Source organism: Saccharospirillum salsuginis, assembly GCF_014651855.1.
GTDB lineage: Bacteria > Pseudomonadota > Gammaproteobacteria > Pseudomonadales > Natronospirillaceae > Saccharospirillum > Saccharospirillum salsuginis.
Genome location: NZ_BMXR01000017.1, coordinates 48,879 through 68,102, shown reverse-complemented (window position 1 = coordinate 68,102; position 19,224 = coordinate 48,879). Strand labels below are relative to the sequence as shown.

At 62.5% G+C, this 19,224-nt stretch carries 19 protein-coding genes; 5 read left to right on the top strand and 14 right to left on the bottom strand.

What is annotated here, in order from left to right:
* The 3 genes from IE111_RS22950 to IE111_RS22940 all read left to right on the top strand — a co-directional run bounded on the left by IE111_RS22950 (position 1) and on the right by IE111_RS22940 (position 2,633).
* Complete coding sequence (locus tag IE111_RS22950) at positions 1–414, top strand: VOC family protein (protein WP_189613326.1); 414 nt, start codon at positions 1–3, stop codon at positions 412–414.
* Between the two features lie 93 nt (positions 415–507).
* Positions 508–1,074, top strand: a complete 567-nt coding sequence (locus IE111_RS22945) for a peroxiredoxin family protein (protein WP_189613324.1) — start codon at positions 508–510, stop codon at positions 1,072–1,074.
* Between the two features lie 119 nt (positions 1,075–1,193).
* Positions 1,194–2,633: a DHA2 family efflux MFS transporter permease subunit gene (locus IE111_RS22940; RefSeq protein ID WP_189613322.1), complete on the top strand. Its 1,440-nt coding sequence runs from the start codon at positions 1,194–1,196 to the stop codon at positions 2,631–2,633.
* Between the two features lie 4 nt (positions 2,634–2,637).
* On the opposite strand, the gene IE111_RS22935 is transcribed toward IE111_RS22940, so the two are convergent.
* The 11 genes from IE111_RS22935 to IE111_RS22885 form a co-directional block, all read right to left on the bottom strand.
* Complete coding sequence (locus IE111_RS22935) at positions 2,638–3,309, bottom strand: dienelactone hydrolase family protein (protein ID WP_189613320.1); 672 nt, start codon at positions 3,307–3,309, stop codon at positions 2,638–2,640.
* A 110-nt stretch (positions 3,310–3,419) separates the two neighbouring features.
* On the bottom strand, positions 3,420–3,905 hold the full coding sequence (locus tag IE111_RS22930) for a GNAT family N-acetyltransferase (RefSeq protein WP_189613318.1): 486 nt from the start codon (positions 3,903–3,905) through the stop codon (positions 3,420–3,422).
* A 133-nt stretch (positions 3,906–4,038) separates the two neighbouring features.
* On the bottom strand, positions 4,039–4,461 hold the full coding sequence (locus IE111_RS22925; RefSeq protein ID WP_189613316.1) for a DinB family protein: 423 nt from the start codon (positions 4,459–4,461) through the stop codon (positions 4,039–4,041).
* A gap of 2 nt (positions 4,462–4,463) precedes the next feature.
* The gene (locus IE111_RS22920) at positions 4,464–6,050 is read right to left on the bottom strand and encodes a CHASE domain-containing protein (protein ID WP_189613314.1); all 1,587 of its coding nucleotides are present in this window, start codon (positions 6,048–6,050) and stop codon (positions 4,464–4,466) included.
* Positions 6,051–6,232: 182 nt separating this feature from the next.
* Positions 6,233–7,849, bottom strand: a complete 1,617-nt coding sequence (locus IE111_RS22915; RefSeq protein WP_189613312.1) for a BatD family protein — start codon at positions 7,847–7,849, stop codon at positions 6,233–6,235.
* Positions 7,843–9,573, bottom strand: a complete 1,731-nt coding sequence (locus IE111_RS22910) for a VWA domain-containing protein (RefSeq protein ID WP_189613309.1) — start codon at positions 9,571–9,573, stop codon at positions 7,843–7,845. The genes IE111_RS22915 and IE111_RS22910 overlap by 7 nt, the downstream gene beginning before the upstream one ends.
* Positions 9,570–10,532: a VWA domain-containing protein gene (locus IE111_RS22905; protein ID WP_189613307.1), complete on the bottom strand. Its 963-nt coding sequence runs from the start codon at positions 10,530–10,532 to the stop codon at positions 9,570–9,572. The genes IE111_RS22910 and IE111_RS22905 overlap by 4 nt, the downstream gene beginning before the upstream one ends.
* Positions 10,529–10,987, bottom strand: a complete 459-nt coding sequence (locus tag IE111_RS22900) for a DUF4381 family protein (RefSeq protein WP_189613305.1) — start codon at positions 10,985–10,987, stop codon at positions 10,529–10,531. The genes IE111_RS22905 and IE111_RS22900 overlap by 4 nt, the downstream gene beginning before the upstream one ends.
* Complete coding sequence (locus IE111_RS22895; RefSeq protein ID WP_189613303.1) at positions 10,969–11,892, bottom strand: DUF58 domain-containing protein; 924 nt, start codon at positions 11,890–11,892, stop codon at positions 10,969–10,971. Before IE111_RS22895 ends, IE111_RS22900 begins: the two co-directional genes overlap by 19 nt.
* Position 11,893: 1 nt before the next feature.
* Entirely contained in the window at positions 11,894–12,850 is a 957-nt protein-coding gene (locus IE111_RS22890) for an AAA family ATPase (protein WP_189613301.1), read from the bottom strand.
* Between the two features lie 489 nt (positions 12,851–13,339).
* Positions 13,340–13,711, bottom strand: coding sequence for a DUF6164 family protein (locus tag IE111_RS22885; protein ID WP_189613300.1), 372 nt, complete (start codon positions 13,709–13,711; stop codon positions 13,340–13,342).
* Between the two features lie 98 nt (positions 13,712–13,809).
* Between IE111_RS22885 and IE111_RS22880 the strand changes: the two genes are divergently transcribed.
* Positions 13,810–14,187, top strand: coding sequence for a hypothetical protein (locus tag IE111_RS22880; protein ID WP_189613298.1), 378 nt, complete (start codon positions 13,810–13,812; stop codon positions 14,185–14,187).
* A gap of 51 nt (positions 14,188–14,238) precedes the next feature.
* Positions 14,239–14,724 (top strand): YajQ family cyclic di-GMP-binding protein, encoded by a 486-nt coding sequence (locus IE111_RS22875; RefSeq protein ID WP_189613296.1) that lies wholly within the window; start codon positions 14,239–14,241, stop codon positions 14,722–14,724.
* A gap of 22 nt (positions 14,725–14,746) precedes the next feature.
* Here IE111_RS22875 and IE111_RS22870 read toward each other — a convergent pair whose 3' ends face one another.
* The 3 genes from IE111_RS22870 to IE111_RS22860 all read right to left on the bottom strand — a co-directional run bounded on the left by IE111_RS22870 (position 14,747) and on the right by IE111_RS22860 (position 19,196).
* Complete coding sequence (locus tag IE111_RS22870) at positions 14,747–15,538, bottom strand: hypothetical protein (protein WP_189613293.1); 792 nt, start codon at positions 15,536–15,538, stop codon at positions 14,747–14,749.
* A 165-nt stretch (positions 15,539–15,703) separates the two neighbouring features.
* The gene (locus IE111_RS22865; RefSeq protein ID WP_189613290.1) at positions 15,704–16,423 is read right to left on the bottom strand and encodes a DUF4386 domain-containing protein; all 720 of its coding nucleotides are present in this window, start codon (positions 16,421–16,423) and stop codon (positions 15,704–15,706) included.
* A 151-nt stretch (positions 16,424–16,574) separates the two neighbouring features.
* Positions 16,575–19,196, bottom strand: a complete 2,622-nt coding sequence (locus IE111_RS22860; protein ID WP_189613289.1) for a winged helix-turn-helix domain-containing protein — start codon at positions 19,194–19,196, stop codon at positions 16,575–16,577.
* Between the last annotated feature and the right edge of the window lie 28 nt (positions 19,197–19,224).

The window sequence follows — 19,224 nt, the reverse complement described above, 5'->3', positions numbered from 1 at the left end:
ATGAAGTCGATATTCCACCTGGCGTTCAATGTCACCGATCTGGAAAAGGCCCGCGCCTTCTATGGCGATGTGCTCGGCTGTCAGGAAGGCCGCAGCACCGATACCTGGGTCGATTTCGATTTCTTCGGCCACCAGATCTCGCTGCACCTGGGCGAGGTCTGGACCACACGCGCCACCGGCCATGTCGACGACGTTGCCGTGCCGATGCCGCACTTCGGGGTCATTCTGGCGTTGCCGGACTGGCAGGCCATGGCCAAACGCCTGGAAGACGCGAAGGTCGACTTCGTCATCCCGCCCACGCGCCGGTTCGCAGGCCAGCCCGGCGAGCAGCACACCCTGTTTTTCTACGATCCGTTCGGGAATCCGATTGAGATGAAGGGGTTTGATGAAACGGCCGGGGTGTTTGAGCAGTAGTGGCGTAGCGTGCGGAACTTACATCAGATGGCCTGGTCCAATGCGGTCTTACACCCGTAACCCTGTCTTGGACTTCAATCAACGAGGTATCTGATGCGTCTGCAAGCGCCCCGAACGGCTCCTGAGTTTCAAACGCACGACATCCATGGCGAACCGATCCGGTTGGATCAATTTCGCGGCCGGAAGGTGATGCTGTGTTTCTTTCGGGATGCGGCCTGCCCGTTCTGTAATTTCCGGGTCTATGAGCTGACCCATCAGTACAAGGCCTGGCAGCGCCAGGGGGTTGAGGTGATCGCGGTGTTCAGTTCCACGGCGGAGGAGGTGCGCGAGTATGTGGCGCGGCATCCGCGTCCGTTCCGGCTGATCGCGGATCCAGACCTCACGCTCTACAATCAATACGGCGTCGAGCGCTCGGGCTCCGCCCTGCTCAAGGCCATGTTGTTCAAGCTGCCGCGTATTATTCGGGGCGTTCTTACCGGGGGTCGGCCAAGCAAAAACCCGAACGTGACTCTGGTACCGGCCGATTTCCTGATCAACGAGAAGGGCTACATCGTCGAGACCTGGTACGGCCGTGACACCAGCGACCATATTCCGCTGAAACGCGTTCAGCGCTTTATCGGCGAGGCGTCCAAAGCCCGTCCGACCGCGAAAACCGCCTGACATTCCGCGGCTTCTCATGGCTGGAACGATGCGTTCCAGTCCAAGCCCTATGACCATCGACACACGCAACCATGGATGAGGCTGGTAGACTGCTTGCTCTAGAATCTCACGGATACACCATGACGTCTCATTCCACCACCGACTCGGACAAACCCGCACTCAGTTACAACCGAACCCTCATTGTCGTCATCCTGATCGCCGGGGCTTTCGTTTCGGTACTGAACCAGACCCTGATGCTGGTCGCCATTCCGCCGATCATGCAGGACTTCCAGGCGGACGCCAGCCTGGCGCAGTGGATCACCACCGCCTTTATGATGGCGAGCGGTCTGCTGATTCCGGTTACGGCGGCGCTGATCGATCGCTATTCGAGCCGCACCCTGTACCTCACGGCCCTGCTGATCTTCACCGTCGGTACCGTTCTGGGTGCGGCCGCCCAGACGTTCACCATGCTCCTGCTGGCCCGCATCATCCAGGGTGCGGCGGCCGGTATCATCATGCCGATGATTCAGACGCTGATGATGACGATGTTTCCGCTGGAGAAACGCGGTACGGCCATGGGGCTGGTGGGTCTGGTCATCTCCTTCGCACCGGCCATCGGACCGACCCTGTCCGGGTGGATCATCGATCATTTTTCCTGGCGCTACCTCTTCGTGCTGATGATTCCGATCGCCCTGGTGGTGATCGTCGCGACCTTCTTTTTCATGAAGAATGTGACGCACCAGCGGCCCACCCGGATCGATGCGCTGTCGGTGACGCTGTCGAGCTTCGGCTGGGGCGGTCTGTTGTACGGGTTCAGCATCGCCGGCTCGGCGGGTTGGACGAGTCCGTCGGTACTGATCAGCCTGATCATCGGGGCGGTGTCGTTGACGTTCTTCGTCCGACGTCAGCTCGACATGCCCATGCCGTTGTTGGATTTCAAAGTATTTCAATCGCCGGTGTTCACGCTGACATCGCTGCAATCGATTCTGGTGTTCACTCTGCTGATCAGTACCCAGACGCTGATTCCGCTCTACATTCAGGGCGTGCGCGGTCAGGATGCGTTGCACACCGGCCTGGTGCTGCTGCCGGGCGCGGTCATCATGGGCATGGTCTCTCCTGTGGCGGGGCGGATGTTCGATGCGTTCGGCATCGAACGGCAGGCCATCGTCGGCTTTCTGTTGCTGGCGGGCGCCATGCTGTTTCTAGCGATGGTACCGGAAGACATCCACTACGCCTGGATCATGGCCGGCTCGATTGGCCAGATGCTGGGCGCTACCCTGTTGATGATGCCGCTGATCACGGCCGGCGTGAATTCCCTGCCCGGGCCGCTGATCGCCCACGCGGCGGCGATGAACAACACCCTGCGCATGGTCGGCGCTTCCATTGGCACCGCTCTGTTAATCACGGTATTGAGCACCCGGGCCGCCCTGTTCGACAGCCCGAAATCACCCGAGGCGCTGGCCGCCGGCATCCACCTGGCGTTCTGGTTCGCCTTCGGTCTGGCCATTCTGGGCCTCGCGATGTCGCTCTGGCTGCACCGCTATCTGGTCCGGTCACGCCGAAACGGCGCAGTCGGGTGAGCGCCTAGCCAGAGTCCAGGTGTTGTTCAAACCACTCGCCGGCCAGCTCCATGACGCGTTCCAATACGCCGGGCTCTTCGAACAGGTGACTGGCACCCGGGACGATGTCCACTTGAACGGGGCAGCGCATCTCGCCAGCCGCGTCCCGGTTCATTTCGATCACGGCGGTATCGTTACCGCCCACGATCAAACGGGTCGGCGCCTGGACGCGGGGCAATGCCTCGCCCGCCAGGTCCGGCCGGCCACCACGTGAGACCACGGCCGACACCCGTTCGGCCTTTTCCGCCGCCGCGATCAGGGCGGCCGCCGCTCCGGTACTGGCGCCGAAGTATCCAATGGGCGCTGTCCGAAACCGGGGCTGCTCCAACACCCAGTCGGTGGCGGCGACCAGTCGCCTGGCCAACAGAGGAATATCGAAACGGTACTCGCGGGTAATCTGGTCTACCTGGTCCTCCTGTTCGGTCAGCAGGTCCAGCAGAACGGTGGCCATGCCGCGACCCACCAGTCCACGGGCTACGGTGCGATTGCGCGGGCTCAGCCGGCTGCTGCCACTGCCGTGGGCGAACAGGACGATCCCCCGCAGGACGCGGGGCGGCATGGTGATGTCCGCGTTCAGGGAGTTGGGTCCGATCGGTATGGTGACGGCTTCGGTATGAGTCTTGAGATCCTCGGTCATAAGCACCTCCTACCGTTTCGGCCGGTTATGTGCTGTAGCGTAGCGCTCGAACGGCCTCGGTCGTGTCGGCGGGCCCGGGGATCTGGTTTCAGTTTGTAAACACAATCCGGTCAGGCGCTGTCGGAGATGATGTTAGCGACCGGTAATTCCAACGTCATGAAGACGCTGTTCGGGTCTTCGACGTAGTCCGCGAAGGGGTCGCAGTCGGTGAAACCGAAGTTCGCATAGAGCCGCCGGGCCGGGTCAAAGGCCGCCATCGAGCCGGTTTCCAGACTGACGCGCCGGTAACCGCGCCGTTCGGCCTCCGCCAGGATGTGCCGCAACAGCGCCTTGGCCACGCCGCGCTTGAGGTAGGCGTTGGCCGTTTTCATCGACTTCAGTTCGCCGTGCCGCGCGTCCAGTTCCTTCAACGCGCCGCAGCCCATCAGGTTGTCCCCGTCCCAGGCGCTCCAGAAGGTGACCGACGGCGATTTCAAACCGTCCAGATCGAGCGCGTGGCGGCTTTCGGGCGGGGAATGGATGGCCATCTGATCGAGGTGATCCTGAAGCAAGTCGGCGACTTCCGGTCCTTCCAGGTTGTCCAGCACAATCTTCATACACGGTTCTCGTCAGGGTCCCGGCGTTATTATGCCGAAAACCCCGGCCAGGGTATCTACGTTATATAACGGACTGTACCAAACTCCTGTTGTCAGAGGCTTCCAGGTTTGACGCCCGGACTTCCCGCTGCCATCAAGCCCAAGTACTGGTTGCAGGCATCGACAACCCCAGGCCATACACCTGCCGAATCAGTTGGCCTTCGTGCATCACTTCGTGTTCGTACAACTGCGCCAGCAGGGCTTCGCGGTCGTCCGACCAAGTGTCCAAATCCCTTACGGTTCGATGGAATATCGCCGTTGCCTTGTCCAGCGCGGCTTTGTAGGCGGCCGGTCCGGCTTCGGTATCCAGCGAGCATTCGAAACCCTGCCACTCGCCGGCCTGAATCGCGCGGGCAAAACTCTGTCGCGCTCCGATCACGCACCATAGATGTTCGGCGATGGATTTGTTTTTCGGGACGTCCAGCTTCTTGTGAAAATCGTTGTCGTCGACCGTAGCGAGTATGTCGTTGAACACATCGAATCGGTTTTCGAGGTTGGTCAGGATGATGTTCAGCACGATTAACCTCCTTGCGTTTTGACAGGCTTTTCGGATTTGAAGCCGGAGCTTCTCGCCACCGTCACCACCTGATTTCGACCGCGCTCCTTGGCCTGATACAAAGCTTCGTCGGCTTTTTCGGTGATGCTTTCTGCGGTCATCCCGGATTCGGGTCGTTCGACGGTATAGACACCGGCGCTGATGGTGATGATGTCGGCCACGCGGGAATACTCGTGTGGAATGCGCAGCGACTCGACGGCTTCGCGACAGGCCTCGGCGACGCCGGTGGCGTCGTCCGTGTCCGGCAGCACAAGGGCGAACTCCTCGCCGCCGTAACGGGCCACCAGGTCGGTGGATCGACCCACAACGCTGTCAAGCGCCTGCGCCACTTGTTCCAGGCAGTGATCGCCGGCGGGGTGGCCGTATTCGTCGTTGTATTGCTTGAAATGGTCGATGTCGATCATGATCAGCGACAGTCGATTGCCCTGACGTCGGGCGCGTTTCCATTCGGTCTCCAGGAACTCGTCGAAGTGACGGCGGTTGGCGAGCCCGGTCAAACTGTCGGTCAGGGAGATGCGTTCCAATTGATCCTTGGTCGCGTTCAATTCCCGGTTGTGTCGCAGGGTCACCACCACGTAGACGTTCAGCATGCCGAGCAATACCAGACCGGCCAGGAACACCAGAATGGGTAAGGAGCCCCGCCGCAACTGCAAATACTGGTTGGACGGCATAGCCTCGATGACCCAGTCACGACCGGCGATGTCGGCCAGGGGCTGGACGTAGGTGAATTCCCGGTTCCATCGTTCAAGCCCCGGGTCGGCACTGGCAAATAACTCTTCGGGCTCGCCTTCGGTCCGGTCCAGCACTCGCAACAGCACATTTTTGGAGACGGTGACGCCGATGGATTGGCGGAACAGTTCGCCGACGCGAAAGACCCCGTTGAGGTAGGCATAGTGCTGCTGAAGGCGTTCGGTCAGGTTACTCGGTTCACCATGATACAACGGCATGAACACCAGAAAACCGCGTTGATTGGCGGGTTCCTGAACCAGACGAACACCGGCGGTCGCCACCAGCTTTCCCGTTCGCCGCGCTTCGATGGAAGCGGCGAGTCGACGTTGCTCGCTGGCGAGATCGAACCCGACGGCCGCGCTGTTGGTGGCCAACGGCTGAATGTAGGCCACGGGCAGGTACCAATCCCGCGGGTCCACGGGTTTGATGTCTCCTCCTCCGTTTCGTTCGGTCAGTTGAAACCCGGGTTGCTCTGCGGCGAGTCGGGCCTGGAAGGGTTCCAGCTCGCTTCTGGATACGCGTGGCGCCCACGCCAGCGCCTGTAACGCCGGTGAACGCTTCAGTACATTTCGGGTCAGCCGGTCGAATTGCTCATAGTCGACGGTCGGGGCGGTTTCGAAGCCGGGTTTCAGGGCATGCAGGATTTCCAGATGCAACAGGACTTCCCGCTCGAACAGCGTGACCTGTTGATTCACCCGACTGCGAAAGCCACGGTCGATGGCGTCGGTCTCGGCCTCGTACAGGCTCAGAGCCAGCCAGCCGAAACAGGCGATACCGACGGTGGTGAATAACACGAGGAAGGCGATGGCGCGACGGCTCACGACATCCCTCGGGGCAATCCATACGAGGTGTCCGATCTCAAACAACCAACTCCAATCGCTGCGAAGGGAAAACGCCCCTTCTCCTTCAGGGTACGGGTCAGACCCCGGTTGGGATCAGGACCAGTGTAGCGTATTGCGCCGCGCATGCTTTGAGGGCCGTCACAGACCGGCGTGACCGGTGGTCAGTCCGGGTAAAGCCGGGTCGGGTCGGACCCCGTTTTTGTGTTCCCCCGCTTGAGCGCACGTTCCAGCGCATCGACCAGGTTGACCAGGTCTGCGGTCTCCGGTGGTTCCCCCGCTTCGACGCTGTAGAGACTGGTTTCGAGCTGGTCCAGGCAGTGTCGGGCCCGCTCGTCGAGGTCGGGCTTGAGCCGGTCGAGATGGATATGGTGCCGACGGTTCAGGGCCGTGGTCAGGGCGGTGTAAAACGCCGAGGGTTGCCCCGTCCGGGCCAGGGATTTCAGGTTGGCCCAGTCGGTCTGTCGGGTTGGTTCCGATTGGGTTACCGGTGCCGGACGGTGGGTCGGAGTGCGCCGCAGCGAGGCAATCCACACCAACGCGGTCGCGACCCAGCCGATGCCGAGCGACAGGCTGACCCAGGGCCAGACACCGGCCGAAGCCGGCGCGGGTTCGGTGGCCGTTGTGCCGGCCGGTTCGGACAGAGTCGGGGTTATCGTCGTTTGTGCGCCGGCGATTACCGTCACGGTCCGCGCCGGTATTTCGGCCCAGGCCAGTTGGTCCGTACGCAGGTTCCACCAGGGCACCCGAACCGCCGGCAGGGTGTAGGTGCCGGGTTCGGTGAACACCAGAGCCGCCATGTCGCGGCGACGGCCCAGCGGGTCGCCCTCTTCGAATTCCGGCTCGTTGCGGTACAGCCGGAAGTCGTCCCCGTCCAGATCGGCGATCGGGTTCGGCAGGCGGGTGGCGGGCAGGCCGTTGACGCGGGTGGTGACCACCCAGTTCAGGTGTTCGTTGGCGGTCAGTTCCAGGGTCGAGGACAGGTTGTCGTGCAGGCTGACCGATTCGGCGGGCAACCAGAAGGCGTCACCGGGGTAGTTGTCCGGAATGGGCCGAACCTGAAGGTCGAGACCGCGATGGGTCCGGGTGATGCGTCGGGCCGAATTGAACTGGCCGGACTGGTACTGGCCGCTGAAACGGATCTCGGGGATCGACACCACGCCGGCCTGTTCCGAAGTGAGCCGATAGACCAGCCGATACTGGTTGTATTGCTGCCCATTTTCGCGAACCACCGAACTGGATTCGTCCAGTTGCTCGGCCTCGAAGGCGTCCAGTTCCAGCGAGTCAAACGTGCCCTGCAGGCGGACCTGGTATTTCAGGCGGATGGTCAGGATGACAGGCTGGCCGACATAGGGGCTCTCGTCGCTCAATTCGGCTTCCAGTATCACGGCGTCTTCCGGCAGACCGTCCTGGCGGTTGGCGGCGTCGCGCACCTGCACAAAAATCGGTTCGGTGCGCTCGTCACCGAGCTTGAAGTTGGGTATAGCCAGGGTGCCGGTCTGCTTGGGCCGCAGCCACAACCGCCACTCGCGCCAGCGCTCCCGACCGGCACTGGTGCTGTAGCGGCTCTGGGTCGACTGGGTCTGCTGCTCGATCTCGAACAGGGTGCTGAGCGCAGTCAGGTCCAGCGGCTCTTCGGCCTCCGGATAATCGGCACGGATGGTCAACAACAGGTTTTCATCGCTGTAGAGAGTGGTTCGATCCACGCTGGCGGTCACGTCCGCCCGGCCCAGCGGGGCCAGGGCGAGCATCGCCAGAATGAGCAGCCATCGCCTTACCATGTCGGGGTTTCCTGTTCGTTCGAGCCCTGTCGTTCAGGGTCTTTTTCATACTGATATTGGAATTTGTGCCGCAGGATGCTCTCCGGCGCACTGGGCACCTGATTCAGCAACTGCTCGACCGCCTGTTGACGCAGACGCTCGGCGGAGTCGGCCTGTTGCTGGCCCGGTTGCGGCTCGCCATCGCCGGGTTCCTCGGCCTGTTGGGCGTCGTCGGCCTGTTGCGATTGTGATTCGTTGCTCGACCGGGGGTCGCTGTCCGACGGCGAACTTTCGGGCTGGTTCGATTCGGATTCGGATTGCGAAGGTTGGTTCGATTCATCACCGGATTGCGGGTTGTCCTGGCCGGACTGACCCTCGCTGTCGGAGTCGGACGGCTGCTGCTCCGAATTTTGCTGATTCCCGGACCCCTGTTGCTGACGCTCCAGAAAGTCTTTCACCTTGCGATGGTTCTCCCGCGCCGCTTCGTGCCCCAGGTCGATGGCTCGCTGGTAGGCTTCGAGCGCGGGTTCCAGTTCGCCCTGACGCACCAGGGCGTTGCCCCGGTTGAAATGCGCGGCCGGGGTATCGAGTTCGGCCCAATGATCGATCGCCTCGTCGTAGTCGCCCTGCCGGAAGGCGGCGGACGCGTCGATCGCCGGGCGCCGGCTCAGGGCTTCGGCTTGTTCGTGCTCGCCTTCGTTCAAGGCCTGCCAGGCCCGTTGCTCCCGGTTCTTCAACAACCAATCGGTCCATTGCGCCGCTTCGGCCGCCGGGGGTTGCAGCAATACCATCGCCGGTAGCGCATAAACCAGACCACGCCGGTACCAGGGCAGCAACAGCATCAATGCCGGGATCAGCAACCAATAGCCGAATTCGCGCACGGCACGCTCTTCGCTGGCCTCGCGCCCGGCGGTTCCCAGCCAGGCGGCCTGGGGTTGCTGCCCCGGCGCCAGCACACGCGCGCCCAGTTGTTCGGCGGCCTGACTGAACTCGGCGCGCTCGAGCCGGGGCACGACCATCTGACTGCCGTCGTTCAGGAAGCCCTGGTTGTTCGGCAGCGGTATCGGCCCGCCGGCCTCGGTGCCGAACGGCATGATCCAGACCTGGCCGTTCTGGGTCAGGTTGGTCTGGATGTCGCCGAGGCGTTCCGGACTGGCATCGTCCGTCAGCCACAACAGATGTACGCGCTGCTCCGGCCATTCAGCAAGCTTCTCGCGCACCCGGGCGAATGCCCGATCGGGCCGGTTACCGTATTGCGGCATCAGGTAGGGGTCGAGCTGGTTCAGTTGCAGTTGCAGGGTCTCGACGTCGCGCGTGAACGGTGTCAGCCAGTGGGCGGTGCCGGAATAGGCGATGACGGCGGTGCGCTGAAACAAACTGGAGCCGGCCCAGTCGAGCGCGGTACGTCGTGCCCGGACCAGACGCGAAGGCGACAGGTCTTCCACCGCCATCGACAGACTGTTGTCGAGCACGACCACCAGGCTGCCCTGACTGAGTGCCGTGCCTCCGGCCAGGGACCGGGCCGGACCGGCCAGCGCCACGATCAGCAGAACCCCGGCCAGACCCAGGGCGAGGCTGAGCCCGGGCTGGCGCTGTTGCCCGGCCCGATACCCGAGGGCGGACAGCAGTTGCGGGTCCATCACCTGAGACCAGCGGCCGGCCGATCGGGCCCGGCGCCATTGCCAGGCCATAAACAACAACCAGGGCACCAACAGCAGTAACAGCCAGGGACGGGTCCAGATCATGCCGCAACCTCCCGGCCCGGCCAGAGGCGGCCCAGCGCCAGCAACCCGAGCGCCAGAGCCGTGGGCACCCAGAACCATTCCCGCGCCAGACGGTGTTCCGGCCCGTCCAGGGCGCTGGGTTCGAGTTCGTCGATCCGCTCGTAAACGGCTTCCAGTTCGTCCGTGCTGCGGGCCCGGAAATACTGGCCGCCGGTCTGCTCGGCCAGGTTCCGCAGGGCGCGCTCGTCCACGCCATCGCCGCTGCGCGTGCCGAACAGGCCGATGCGCGGTTCGCCGCCAAACCCGATGGCGTGGACGCGGATATCGCTGGCGGCCGCGGCCTTGGCCGCCTCTGCCGGGGTGAGCCGGCCGGCGTTGTTTTCACCGTCCGAGAGCAGGACGATGACCTTGTCCGGTACCGAGACATCGCGCAACCGTTTGACCGCCAGGCCCAGGCCGTCGCCGATGGCGGTGCCGTTGCCGGCCATGCCCGGTATCAGGTCGAGCAGCAGTTCGCGCACGGCCTCGATGTCCGGCGTCAGCGGCGCCTGAATGTCGGCGAAATCACCGAACACCACCAGACCGAGGGCGTCGCCCTGTCGCTGGCGCACGAAATCCCCGACGACGTTTTGCACCGCCTGGTACCGGGTGATGTAGCGGCCCTGCCAGGTCATGTCCTCTTCCAGCATGGAACGCGACATATCGACCACCAGCATCAGGCTGCGACCGGGCTGTTCCGGCATGATCGGCTCGCCGACCGTTTGTGGCCGCGCCAGCGCCACCAGCAGCAGGGCCCAGACCAGCCAGAGCCAGACGCCGCGTTGGCGGCCGGAGGAGGCCGGCGCACGCCCTTCCCGCTGGACCCAACTGGCCAGATAGGGGTGTTCGAGTGGGTCTCGCCGGCTGGTGCCGGGCGCAAAGCGCCAGATTAGCCAGGGCAGCGGCAACAGTACAAAGATCCAGGGCCAGGCCAGACTCATGCGCACCACCTCCGCACCAGTCGGCGGGCCTGACGCCAGTCGACGTCGGGCGTGGGTTCGGGCCGGTAGTGAGCGTTCACCCAGGCCGGCGGCTCGGATTGGTTGAGGCTGTCCGCCACCAGGCGGGCGAAATCGGCGTCCGACAGGCTCTTGCGGGCCGGGTCCTGATGCGCGCTGGCGTTGCGCAACAGGCGATGGAGCCTGAGTAAGCGTTCGCTGTCACTCTGCCGTTGCAATCGGCGCAGGGCACCCAGGTAGCGGCGTCGCTCGCGGGTTTTCCAGACCCGGGCGACCGCCAGGGCGATCAGAACGGCCAGTACCGCCAGCCCGATCCAGACCATCGGGGCCGGCGGCCAGGGTGACGGCGGCGCGGGCGGGGTGTTCGGCGCCAGGCTCTCGATCAGGCCTTGCAGGGCCGGGTTGGCGGTCGCTGTCGTCACAAGTGCAACGGCCATCGACGGACCTCCGACCAATCGAATGTCTGGCTGAGCGACGGCAGGAAACGGGCTCCACGCTGTGCCGTCCAGTCGTGCCAGGCCTGTTGACGCTGTTCAAAACGACGGTGATGGGCCGCGCGTACCCGGGGCGATGCGGTGTTCAGCCGCGCCAGTCGGTCGCCGGACTGGATGTCGAGTGTGCCCGCGTCGGGCAGGTCGCTTTCCAGCGCATCGACGGGTTGCAGCAGCATCAGCTGTTGAATGCGGCCCGGTGGCAGCACCGAGTCCAGTTCGCTCGGTTGCCAGTGGTCCAGATCGGACACCATCCAGACCGTGGGGTGTTGCCGCAGGTGCGGCCAGAGCCGCGCGGGCTCGGGTTTGGGCAGTCGTTCGCGATAGGACCGCGCCAGCTGTTGGTGAGCGGTCACCAACTGCTGGCAGAACTGCGCGACGTCGGCCGGACGGCGCAGTGTCAACGGCAATGGATTCCCGGCGCCGGTGACCAGGCCGACGGTCGGGAGCTTGCGCTCGACCAGTCGCCAAGCGATGAAAGCCGCCCAATGACAGGCCAGCACCGATTTGAACAGGCGCCGGCTGCCGAAGTAGAGACTCTCACTCAGGTCGAGCCAGATCAGTTGCGGCGTCTGGCGGTCTTCCTCCATGACCTGGACGTAGGGGTATTGTTTGCGCGCGGTGACGTGCCAGTCGATGCGGCGTACGTCGTCGCCGGGCTGGTAGCGGCGCAGCTCGGCAAATTCCCGGCCCTGGCCGCGAAAGGCCGAGCGTTGTTCGCCAAGACGCTGTCCCTGGGCTTTCCGGTGCGGCATGCGATCCGGATCCTGGGCGAGGTAGCGCAGCGCCAGCAAGTCGTCGAGGGCGACCTCGGTGCCGCTCAGGGTGAAGTGATCCGCCGGGTGTGTCATATCAGCCGACCGCCACGCTCTCCAGCAGGGCGTCCACCAGGCTGGCACCGGTCCAGCCGGCAGCCTGGCCACTGAGGCTGAGCACCAGCCGGTGCGCCAGCACGCGCGGGGCGATGCGCTGGACGTGCTCGGGGGTGACATAGCTCTGGCCATCGAACCAGGCCAGGGCCCGGGCACAGCGGTCGAGCGCGATGGTGCCGCGCGGCGAGGCGCCGAAGTCGATTAGACCGGTCAGTGCCTCGCTGTAGCGCTCGGGCCGGCGCGTGGCGTCGACCAGGTGGATGATGTAGTCGCTGACGGCTTCGGCGACGTGGATGTCGTTCAGCGCTTCTCGCGCCTGCAGAATCTGGTCCGGGTCGAGCCGGGGCAGTTCGACCGGGTGATGAGCTTCTTCCTGGCGCGCCAGTTCGAGCACCTGGCGTTCGGTACGCACGTCGGGGTAGTCGATGTTGACCTTCATCAGGAAGCGGTCGAGTTGGGCTTCGGGCAGCGGGTAGGTGCCTTCGTGCTCGACCGGGTTTTGGGTGGCCATGACCAGGAAGGGTTGGCGCAGCGGGTAGGTGTGGCCACCCACGGAGACCTGACGTTCGGACATGGCTTCGAGCAGTGCGGACTGGACCTTGGCCGGGGCTCGGTTGATTTCGTCGGCGAGGACGAGGTTGGCGAAGATGGGCCCGGGCTGGAATTCGAAGCGGTGTTCATCGGCGCGGTAGATGTCGGAGCCGGTGACGTCCGACGGCATGAGGTCGGGTGTGAACTGGATGCGGCTGAAGTCGCCCTGGAGGCCGGCGGCCAGGGCTTTGATGGCAGTGGTTTTGGCGAGACCGGGGGCGCCTTCGACGAGCAAATGGCCGTCGGCGAGGAGCGCCAACAAGAGGGATTCAACCAGTTCGGGCTGGCCGAGTATGCGGTGTTGCAGAGCGTCTTTCAGTTGAATGACGGGATGGGTGGCGTCCATGGGTCTCCCTGAGTTGCACAGCCTGGGTCGTTGGGATTTTATGGCTGTGGGGTTTGGGGTCAAACCCTGGCGGCCGGTTGTTCGGCGTCTCTACGGTTACTTTACATAGGTTGGGTTGGTTATTGCTGGGTATGTTTGGGTGCCGGGAACCCGGGAAGGGTGCCGGGGACTCCCAGTCGGGGTCGCCATGAACCCATCCATGGGGGCTTGACCGCAGCATCCATGCTGCGGACATCCCCGCCTGGGAGCCCCCGGCACCCTTCCCTGGTCTGCTCAGCCACAAATTCAACCGTAGACTCGTAGGGTGGGCACCGCCCACCAAGGAAGAATTACGAGCCACCGTCCCAACCACCGACAACGGTCTCAATGGACGGCTAAATCACCCACAATGGTGGGCAATGCCCACCCTACAAGCTCAGCCACACTTTCAACCGTAGGTTGGATCGGTCCGACGCTTCGGTAGCCGCGAAGCGGCGTAATCCAACACAGTCAAACCCACCCCATAAATTTAAAAAACGGCACCGTAGACAACCCGATCACCACCCCCAACCCGACCAACACCAGAATCAGGGTCACCGGATCTTCCCGCCAGCGCTGCCAGAGGGTTTCCGCCCGACCTTCTTTTTGCGCACGATCGTAATCGCCGCGAACCCGCTCCCGGCGTTCGGCCTGGTAATCGTCCAGCAGATCGCGGGCGGCGGGAAAGTCGTCGTTGTCGACCAGCCAGATGGCGGCGACGGAGAAGCCCCAGCGGCCGGCGCTGGTTTCGTAGTACTCGAGGTCGTGGTCGTCGAGCAGTTGCCGGACGTCATCGGCTTCTTCGTCGGTGACGCCGTTGAGGCGGAAAAGGAGTTTGGCCATGGACAGGTGGTGTTTTGAATGTGCCCCCTAGACTATCATGTTGCACGGAATTTAAGCCCCTCTCCTGTTGGGAGAGGGCTGAAGAGGGTCAAACCACCATGCAAATGTTCTACGGCACGTCCGACATCATAGAATCCATCCAGGCCGAGCCTTTGGCCAACGGCACCCCGGCGGAGCGCCTGCAGCTGCGCGGCGGCCCGGTGCTGGTGCTGACGGAGGAGGCGATGGCGCTGTACCGGGATGCCGACAGCCCGGACGATCCGCTGGGGAACGGCTTGATCACCCTGGCGGAGCTGACCGGCGATCACGCTCTGGTACGCGAAGACGGGCACTTTGTTCGGGAGCATCGGGCGGGCTACATCGGCTTGATGGACGATAAGGCGATGCTGATCACGCCGGCGGCGATTCAGTTGTTCGCGAACCGGGACGATGCGCTGCGCAACCAGAACGAGTTGGCGCGGTTGGCGTTCGAATGACGGTGTCGTGGTATACTGCCGCCCCGTTAACCCTTGCTTTGGAGCCGAATCATGCCCTCTTTTGACATCGTCTCGGAAATCGATGAAGTCGCCCTGCGCCACGCGGTCGATAACGCCAACCGGGAATTGTCCACGCGTTTCGATTTTCGCGGCGTGGAAGCCAGCATCGAGCAGAAAGGCCTGGAAGTCACCCTGAAGACGGAATCGGATTTTCAGGTGCGCCAGTTGGAGGACCTGTTCAGCAAGGCCTGCGTCAAGCAAGGCATCAGCGCCGCGGGTGCCGACAAAGACGACGAACCGGTGCACAGCGGTAAGACGTTTTCAATCACGATGACGTTCAAACAAGGCATCGACCAGCCGACGGCGAAGAAGATCGTCAAGATGATCAAGGATGCCAAGCTGAAGGTTCAGGCCTCCATTCAGGGCGACAAGGTTCGGGTCAACGGCAAGAAGCGGGATGACCTGCAGGAAGCCATCGCGCTGATGAAGAAATCCGACATTGAACTGCCGTTGCAGTATGAGAATTTTCGGGACTGATCGTTTCCACGCCAGACGCTCGTTACAGTCGAACGGCGGCTTTCGCCAGCCGCCGGATCTCATAAGCCATGAACGGACTGACCTGGCAATTCTGCTCCAACCAGTCCAACTGGGCCAGCGCCGATAAAGGCGTCTGTTCGTATCCCTGACAAAAACGTGCCATGCGTTCTCTGGCCTGGATAAAGCGCGCTTCCAGTCGGCGGTCGGGCATGAACGGGTCCATGGATTGGCTGTCGTCGTGTTCCATCAGGTGCATCAGATCGACCAGCCGATCCAGCGCGAAATGCTGAACAAACTTGAAGGCTGACAACCGCTCGCCGCGACAATAACGACCGAGCCCGACATAGAGGTTGGTGAGTGCTTCGCCGAGTTGCCAGTCCCGGTCCGGGTTCGGTTGATACCGCCCTTCCCGACTGCGCGGCAGAAGATGTTCGGTATCGAACCCTTCCCTTGCCCAGACCACCTGCCCTTCGGCAAACGGTATGGTTTCCAGTTCCTGAGGTTCGAAGACAGCGAATTCACAGAAGACGCCGTCGTCGTACAACCACTTGCAGCCATCGGCGGTATTTTTGAAGTAGTAAGCGACCGGCGATACTCGTGACAACCAGGAAAAGTCTTCCAGATAGTCGGATTTATGGCCGGGTTCGACGATGGCGAAAAAATCGAGATCGGAGTAGTCGTCCATTCGGTCCCGTTCTTTACCCGCCGACCCCAACCCCAGCAGAGCCAGTGCGGTGCCGGTGTTCGCAAGTGAGTCGGCGATCTGATTCAGGCGTTCGACCAGCAACTCCGGTCGTGATTTGACGATGTTCATTGATGCGGATGTCCGTTTGTTGTTGTCACAGTAGTCCGTGGGCATTGACCCATTCACTCACATATTCGGCTGCTTGACCTCCACCGGTTGGGTGGAGTCGGGACCAGGATGGATCGAACGTCACTTTCGGCCGGCTCGATCCATGTTTCTGGTGCCAACACCGGTTCAGCCGGACATTACTTGTACCGATCTTCGGTTATAGACACCCTTGAACAGCAGCCAGAGACCCAGCGAGAGTTCGGCGATGACAGCCGGTACGACGACGATGGCATCGAAGAACGTCCGGTGTTCCGGCATCAGGAAGTTACCGAAACTGTTCAGGAGATAGGCCACGGCGGCGATACCGATGAACACGCCAATCAGACTCGGAAACAGATCGGATTTAACCAACAAGTAGCCCAGCAAGAGGCAATGCATGCCGAAGAAAGCGCCGGCGATCAGGTATCCTGTGGTGTGGAATTCAGTGAACAACAAAGCGATGGATTGCAGTTGCTCCGCTGAAAACGCGGCGTTCAGGCTCTCATTGGTCAGGATCTGTAAGGCGCCGTAGTGGTTGATCAGGTTAACGCTGGCAATGGCGGGATGCGCCAGCAGTCGAAGCATGGCTGCCGTGAGTGCCAGGGTCCGGTTGACCGGTTTGAGCAGGACGTAGAACAGGATGGAGACACCGAGATCGCACAGGAAAGCGACCAGGTCCAGCGAGAACCCGAGTCGATACAGAAACTCCGACCCCAGTATGTGTTCGGCGGTCAAGGCGGCGTCGCCCGGCACGATCAGGCTGGCCCGGACTCCGCCTTCGGCAAATCCGGCGCAGACGATGATGATCAAGTAGAGCACACCGGCCAGGCGTGCATGGAAGTAGGCGGGGTTGGATTGGGGTTGCATGGCTGTCCTCTCCGGATGAGGTATTTTCAGGGTTTATGCTGTGCTGAACGGTTGCCACAGCGCTTCGGGGCGTTGCCGGAGGAAGAGTAAGGAGGGGCCGGTTGAGGCGGCAGATACCAAAGTAGGGTTCGAAGTAGGGTTTTCGAGAATTCTAGAGTACGCCCAACTCACGGGCCCGCGCGACGGCTTCGGTGCGTCGGCGGACCTGCAGTTTGTCGAAGAGGGCGCGGTTGTAGCCTTTGACGGTGCTGAGCGCGAGGAACAGGCGGTCGCCGATTTCCTGGTTGGAGAGACCGTCGGCCATCAGCGTGAGGACCGCCAATTCACGACGGGTCAGCGGTTCGATCAGTGCGGATGGCCGGCCCGAATGTGTTTCATCCGTGCCAGAGCCGCCAAAGGCATCCAGCAAGGCATTCAGATAACTCGAACTGTGGCCGGCCTGCTTCAGGTCGAGTAACGCGGCCTGGACATCGCGGCCTTCGTCGAGGTAGAGCCGGATCAGGCTACCGGGTTCGGTTCTTGCCAGGCAATCGATCAGTTGGCCTCGGGCGTCCTCGGTGTATCCCATCCCCTGCCAGACTAACGATGTGAGCAGGCCGACTTGAGCCGATTGCAGCGTGTCCGACCCGTTCTCATCGTCTGCCAGACTGTTCAGGCAGCGGAGGGCCCCATCCCAGTCCTGATTGGCCAGGTCACGTCGGGCCGACCAGAGCGCCGCTGCATTGGGATCTGTGACCGTTGTTGCACGCGGCATGTCGCCCTGACTCAATGCGAGCCAGGCTTCGGCTTCACGCAATGGTTGCCAATCGACCGGATAGCCCTGTCGCCTGACCGCTTCACTCAGGGCCCTCAGTTGTTCAGCCGCCTGGTCGTGATGGCCTCGGGCGAGAGCCAAACGTATCCGAAAGGCTTTCATGGTCCAGACGCTGTCGATCTGTTCGATAAAGCCGGCCAGACGAATGCCTTCATCCAGCCATTCGTCGGCTTCGGTCAGTTGGTTCCACTGGTACAACACGCGCGACAGTCCAAAGCAGGCCTCGCAGGCGGACGGCAATCGACGGGCGGGCGGCACCTCCGCCAGGGACCGGTACAGCCTTTCAGCGGGATACAGCTGCAACTCGGCCTCGCGACAATATCCCAAACCCGTACCGGCCAGGTTGCGCACAAAGTCGTTGCCGCATTGTTCGCTCAGCGTCAGCGCGGATTGGAAGCATGCGGCCGCCGGCTCGACCCGACCCATCAACTGATGAGCGAAGCCCAGACTCCAGGTCGCCTGGGAGCGCATTGCGACCGAAGTGTCGGCCAGTCGGGCCAGAGCGGTTTCACTGTGTGCAAGCACCGAATCCGCCTCATATCGGGGTGCGGCCCGCATGGCATGCAATGCCGCCAGCCGACCCGTCAGGTCCGTTTGTTCGTCCCGGATGTCGTGCCGGCCAACGGCCGCCTCGGCTCGAACCAGCACAGGATCAAGTTCGGAATTGCGTCCGGTGACGGACAACACCGTTGCGTACAGCACCCACAGGACAGGGGACGAATCCAGTGTTTGTGTCGGCAGTGTACGCAGCCAATCCAGTACCGGTCCGGCGTTTCCTTGCATGTACAGGGGTGATTCGCGGCCTTCCGCAAGGCGTCGGGCGCGCGGGATGTCCTGAGCCATTGCCGCATAGCGAAACGCTTCCAGCCGGTCATCCCGGCTTTCAAACCACTCGCTGGCGCGGATGGCCCGAGCCCGGGCGGCCATCGCATCCTCTTGAAAACGCAATGTCCCCTGTTGACGCAACAGGTCGGAGAACAGGTGATGGTAGCGATACCATTGCCGCTGTTGATCGAGAGGAATCAGAAAAAGGTTCGCACGTTCCATGTACTCGAGCCAGGCCTGGCTCGTTCCCGGCTCGGTCGCCAGCACGGCATCGCACAGGGGGCCATTCAAACGAGTCAGAAATGCGGTGCACAGGAGGAATCGTTGCAACTCGACCGATTGGGCGTTCAATACTTCTTCGATCAGATAATCCATGATGAATCGATGTCGGCCGCTGAAGTCATCCAGCCATTGCTCCGGCGTCCGCTCGCCACGCAGTGACACCGCCGCCATTTGCAACCCGGCCACCCAGCCTTCTGTGCGTTCCGTCAGCGCGGTCGCAACCGGTCCGGGGAGGTCCAACCGCATGGAGTGATTGAGAAACGACGTGGCCTCTTCCGACGAAAATCGCAACCCGGTCTGCCGCAATTCATTGAGCCAGCCCTTGGCCCGCCATTGAGCCAGCGGAAGTGCCGGATCCTCTCGCGTGAGCATTACCAGGTGCAGCCGAGGCGGGATGTGCTCGATTAAAAAAACCAGAGCCCGATCCACAGCCGCCGACTGGATGCGGTGATAGTCATCCAGCACCAGAACGATCGTCGTCGGGATGGCGGCCAGTTCATTCAACAAAACGGTCAGTACCGCATGAGGCTCGGGTGGTTGCGGGGAGGCCAGGGCACCGGAAACCGATTCCCCCAACCCGGGAAGTTCGACACGCAGAGCAGACATCAGACAATGCATGAACCGTTGCGGGTCACTGTCACCCTCGTCCAGTGACAACCAGGCATGAGTATGATCACGATCCTCCAGCCAATCCGCTATCAGGGTCGACTTGCCGAACCCCGGTGGCGCCGACACCAAGGTCACCCGACCGGTCAGCCCATCATCCAGACGGCCCAGCAACGCCGCCCGCTTTACCACGGTACGCGGCTGTCGGGGTACGAGAAACTTGGTGTTTGGCAGAGGATCGTTCATGACCGGGCATCATCGCCGGGCGATTCCC

What these genes read in the sequence shown, in the direction of transcription:
- IE111_RS22885 (WP_189613300.1), bottom strand. Translation starts at nt 13,711, where the DNA reads ATGGCCAAACTCCTTTTCCGCCTCAACGGCGTCACCGACGAAGAAGCC.
- IE111_RS22910 (WP_189613309.1), bottom strand. Translation starts at nt 9,573, where the DNA reads ATGATCTGGACCCGTCCCTGGCTGTTACTGCTGTTGGTGCCCTGGTTG.
- IE111_RS22860 (WP_189613289.1), bottom strand. Translation starts at nt 19,196, where the DNA reads ATGAACGATCCTCTGCCAAACACCAAGTTTCTCGTACCCCGACAGCCG.
- IE111_RS22930 (WP_189613318.1), bottom strand. Translation starts at nt 3,905, where the DNA reads ATGAAGATTGTGCTGGACAACCTGGAAGGACCGGAAGTCGCCGACTTG.
- IE111_RS22895 (WP_189613303.1), bottom strand. Translation starts at nt 11,892, where the DNA reads ATGACACACCCGGCGGATCACTTCACCCTGAGCGGCACCGAGGTCGCC.
- IE111_RS22880 (WP_189613298.1), top strand. Translation starts at nt 13,810, where the DNA reads ATGCAAATGTTCTACGGCACGTCCGACATCATAGAATCCATCCAGGCC.
- IE111_RS22865 (WP_189613290.1), bottom strand. Translation starts at nt 16,423, where the DNA reads ATGCAACCCCAATCCAACCCCGCCTACTTCCATGCACGCCTGGCCGGT.
- IE111_RS22935 (WP_189613320.1), bottom strand. Translation starts at nt 3,309, where the DNA reads ATGACCGAGGATCTCAAGACTCATACCGAAGCCGTCACCATACCGATC.
- IE111_RS22905 (WP_189613307.1), bottom strand. Translation starts at nt 10,532, where the DNA reads ATGAGTCTGGCCTGGCCCTGGATCTTTGTACTGTTGCCGCTGCCCTGG.
- IE111_RS22915 (WP_189613312.1), bottom strand. Translation starts at nt 7,849, where the DNA reads ATGGTAAGGCGATGGCTGCTCATTCTGGCGATGCTCGCCCTGGCCCCG.
- IE111_RS22950 (WP_189613326.1), top strand. Translation starts at nt 1, where the DNA reads ATGAAGTCGATATTCCACCTGGCGTTCAATGTCACCGATCTGGAAAAG.
- IE111_RS22900 (WP_189613305.1), bottom strand. Translation starts at nt 10,987, where the DNA reads ATGGCCGTTGCACTTGTGACGACAGCGACCGCCAACCCGGCCCTGCAA.
- IE111_RS22940 (WP_189613322.1), top strand. Translation starts at nt 1,194, where the DNA reads ATGACGTCTCATTCCACCACCGACTCGGACAAACCCGCACTCAGTTAC.
- IE111_RS22875 (WP_189613296.1), top strand. Translation starts at nt 14,239, where the DNA reads ATGCCCTCTTTTGACATCGTCTCGGAAATCGATGAAGTCGCCCTGCGC.
- IE111_RS22945 (WP_189613324.1), top strand. Translation starts at nt 508, where the DNA reads ATGCGTCTGCAAGCGCCCCGAACGGCTCCTGAGTTTCAAACGCACGAC.
- IE111_RS22870 (WP_189613293.1), bottom strand. Translation starts at nt 15,538, where the DNA reads ATGAACATCGTCAAATCACGACCGGAGTTGCTGGTCGAACGCCTGAAT.
- IE111_RS22890 (WP_189613301.1), bottom strand. Translation starts at nt 12,850, where the DNA reads ATGGACGCCACCCATCCCGTCATTCAACTGAAAGACGCTCTGCAACAC.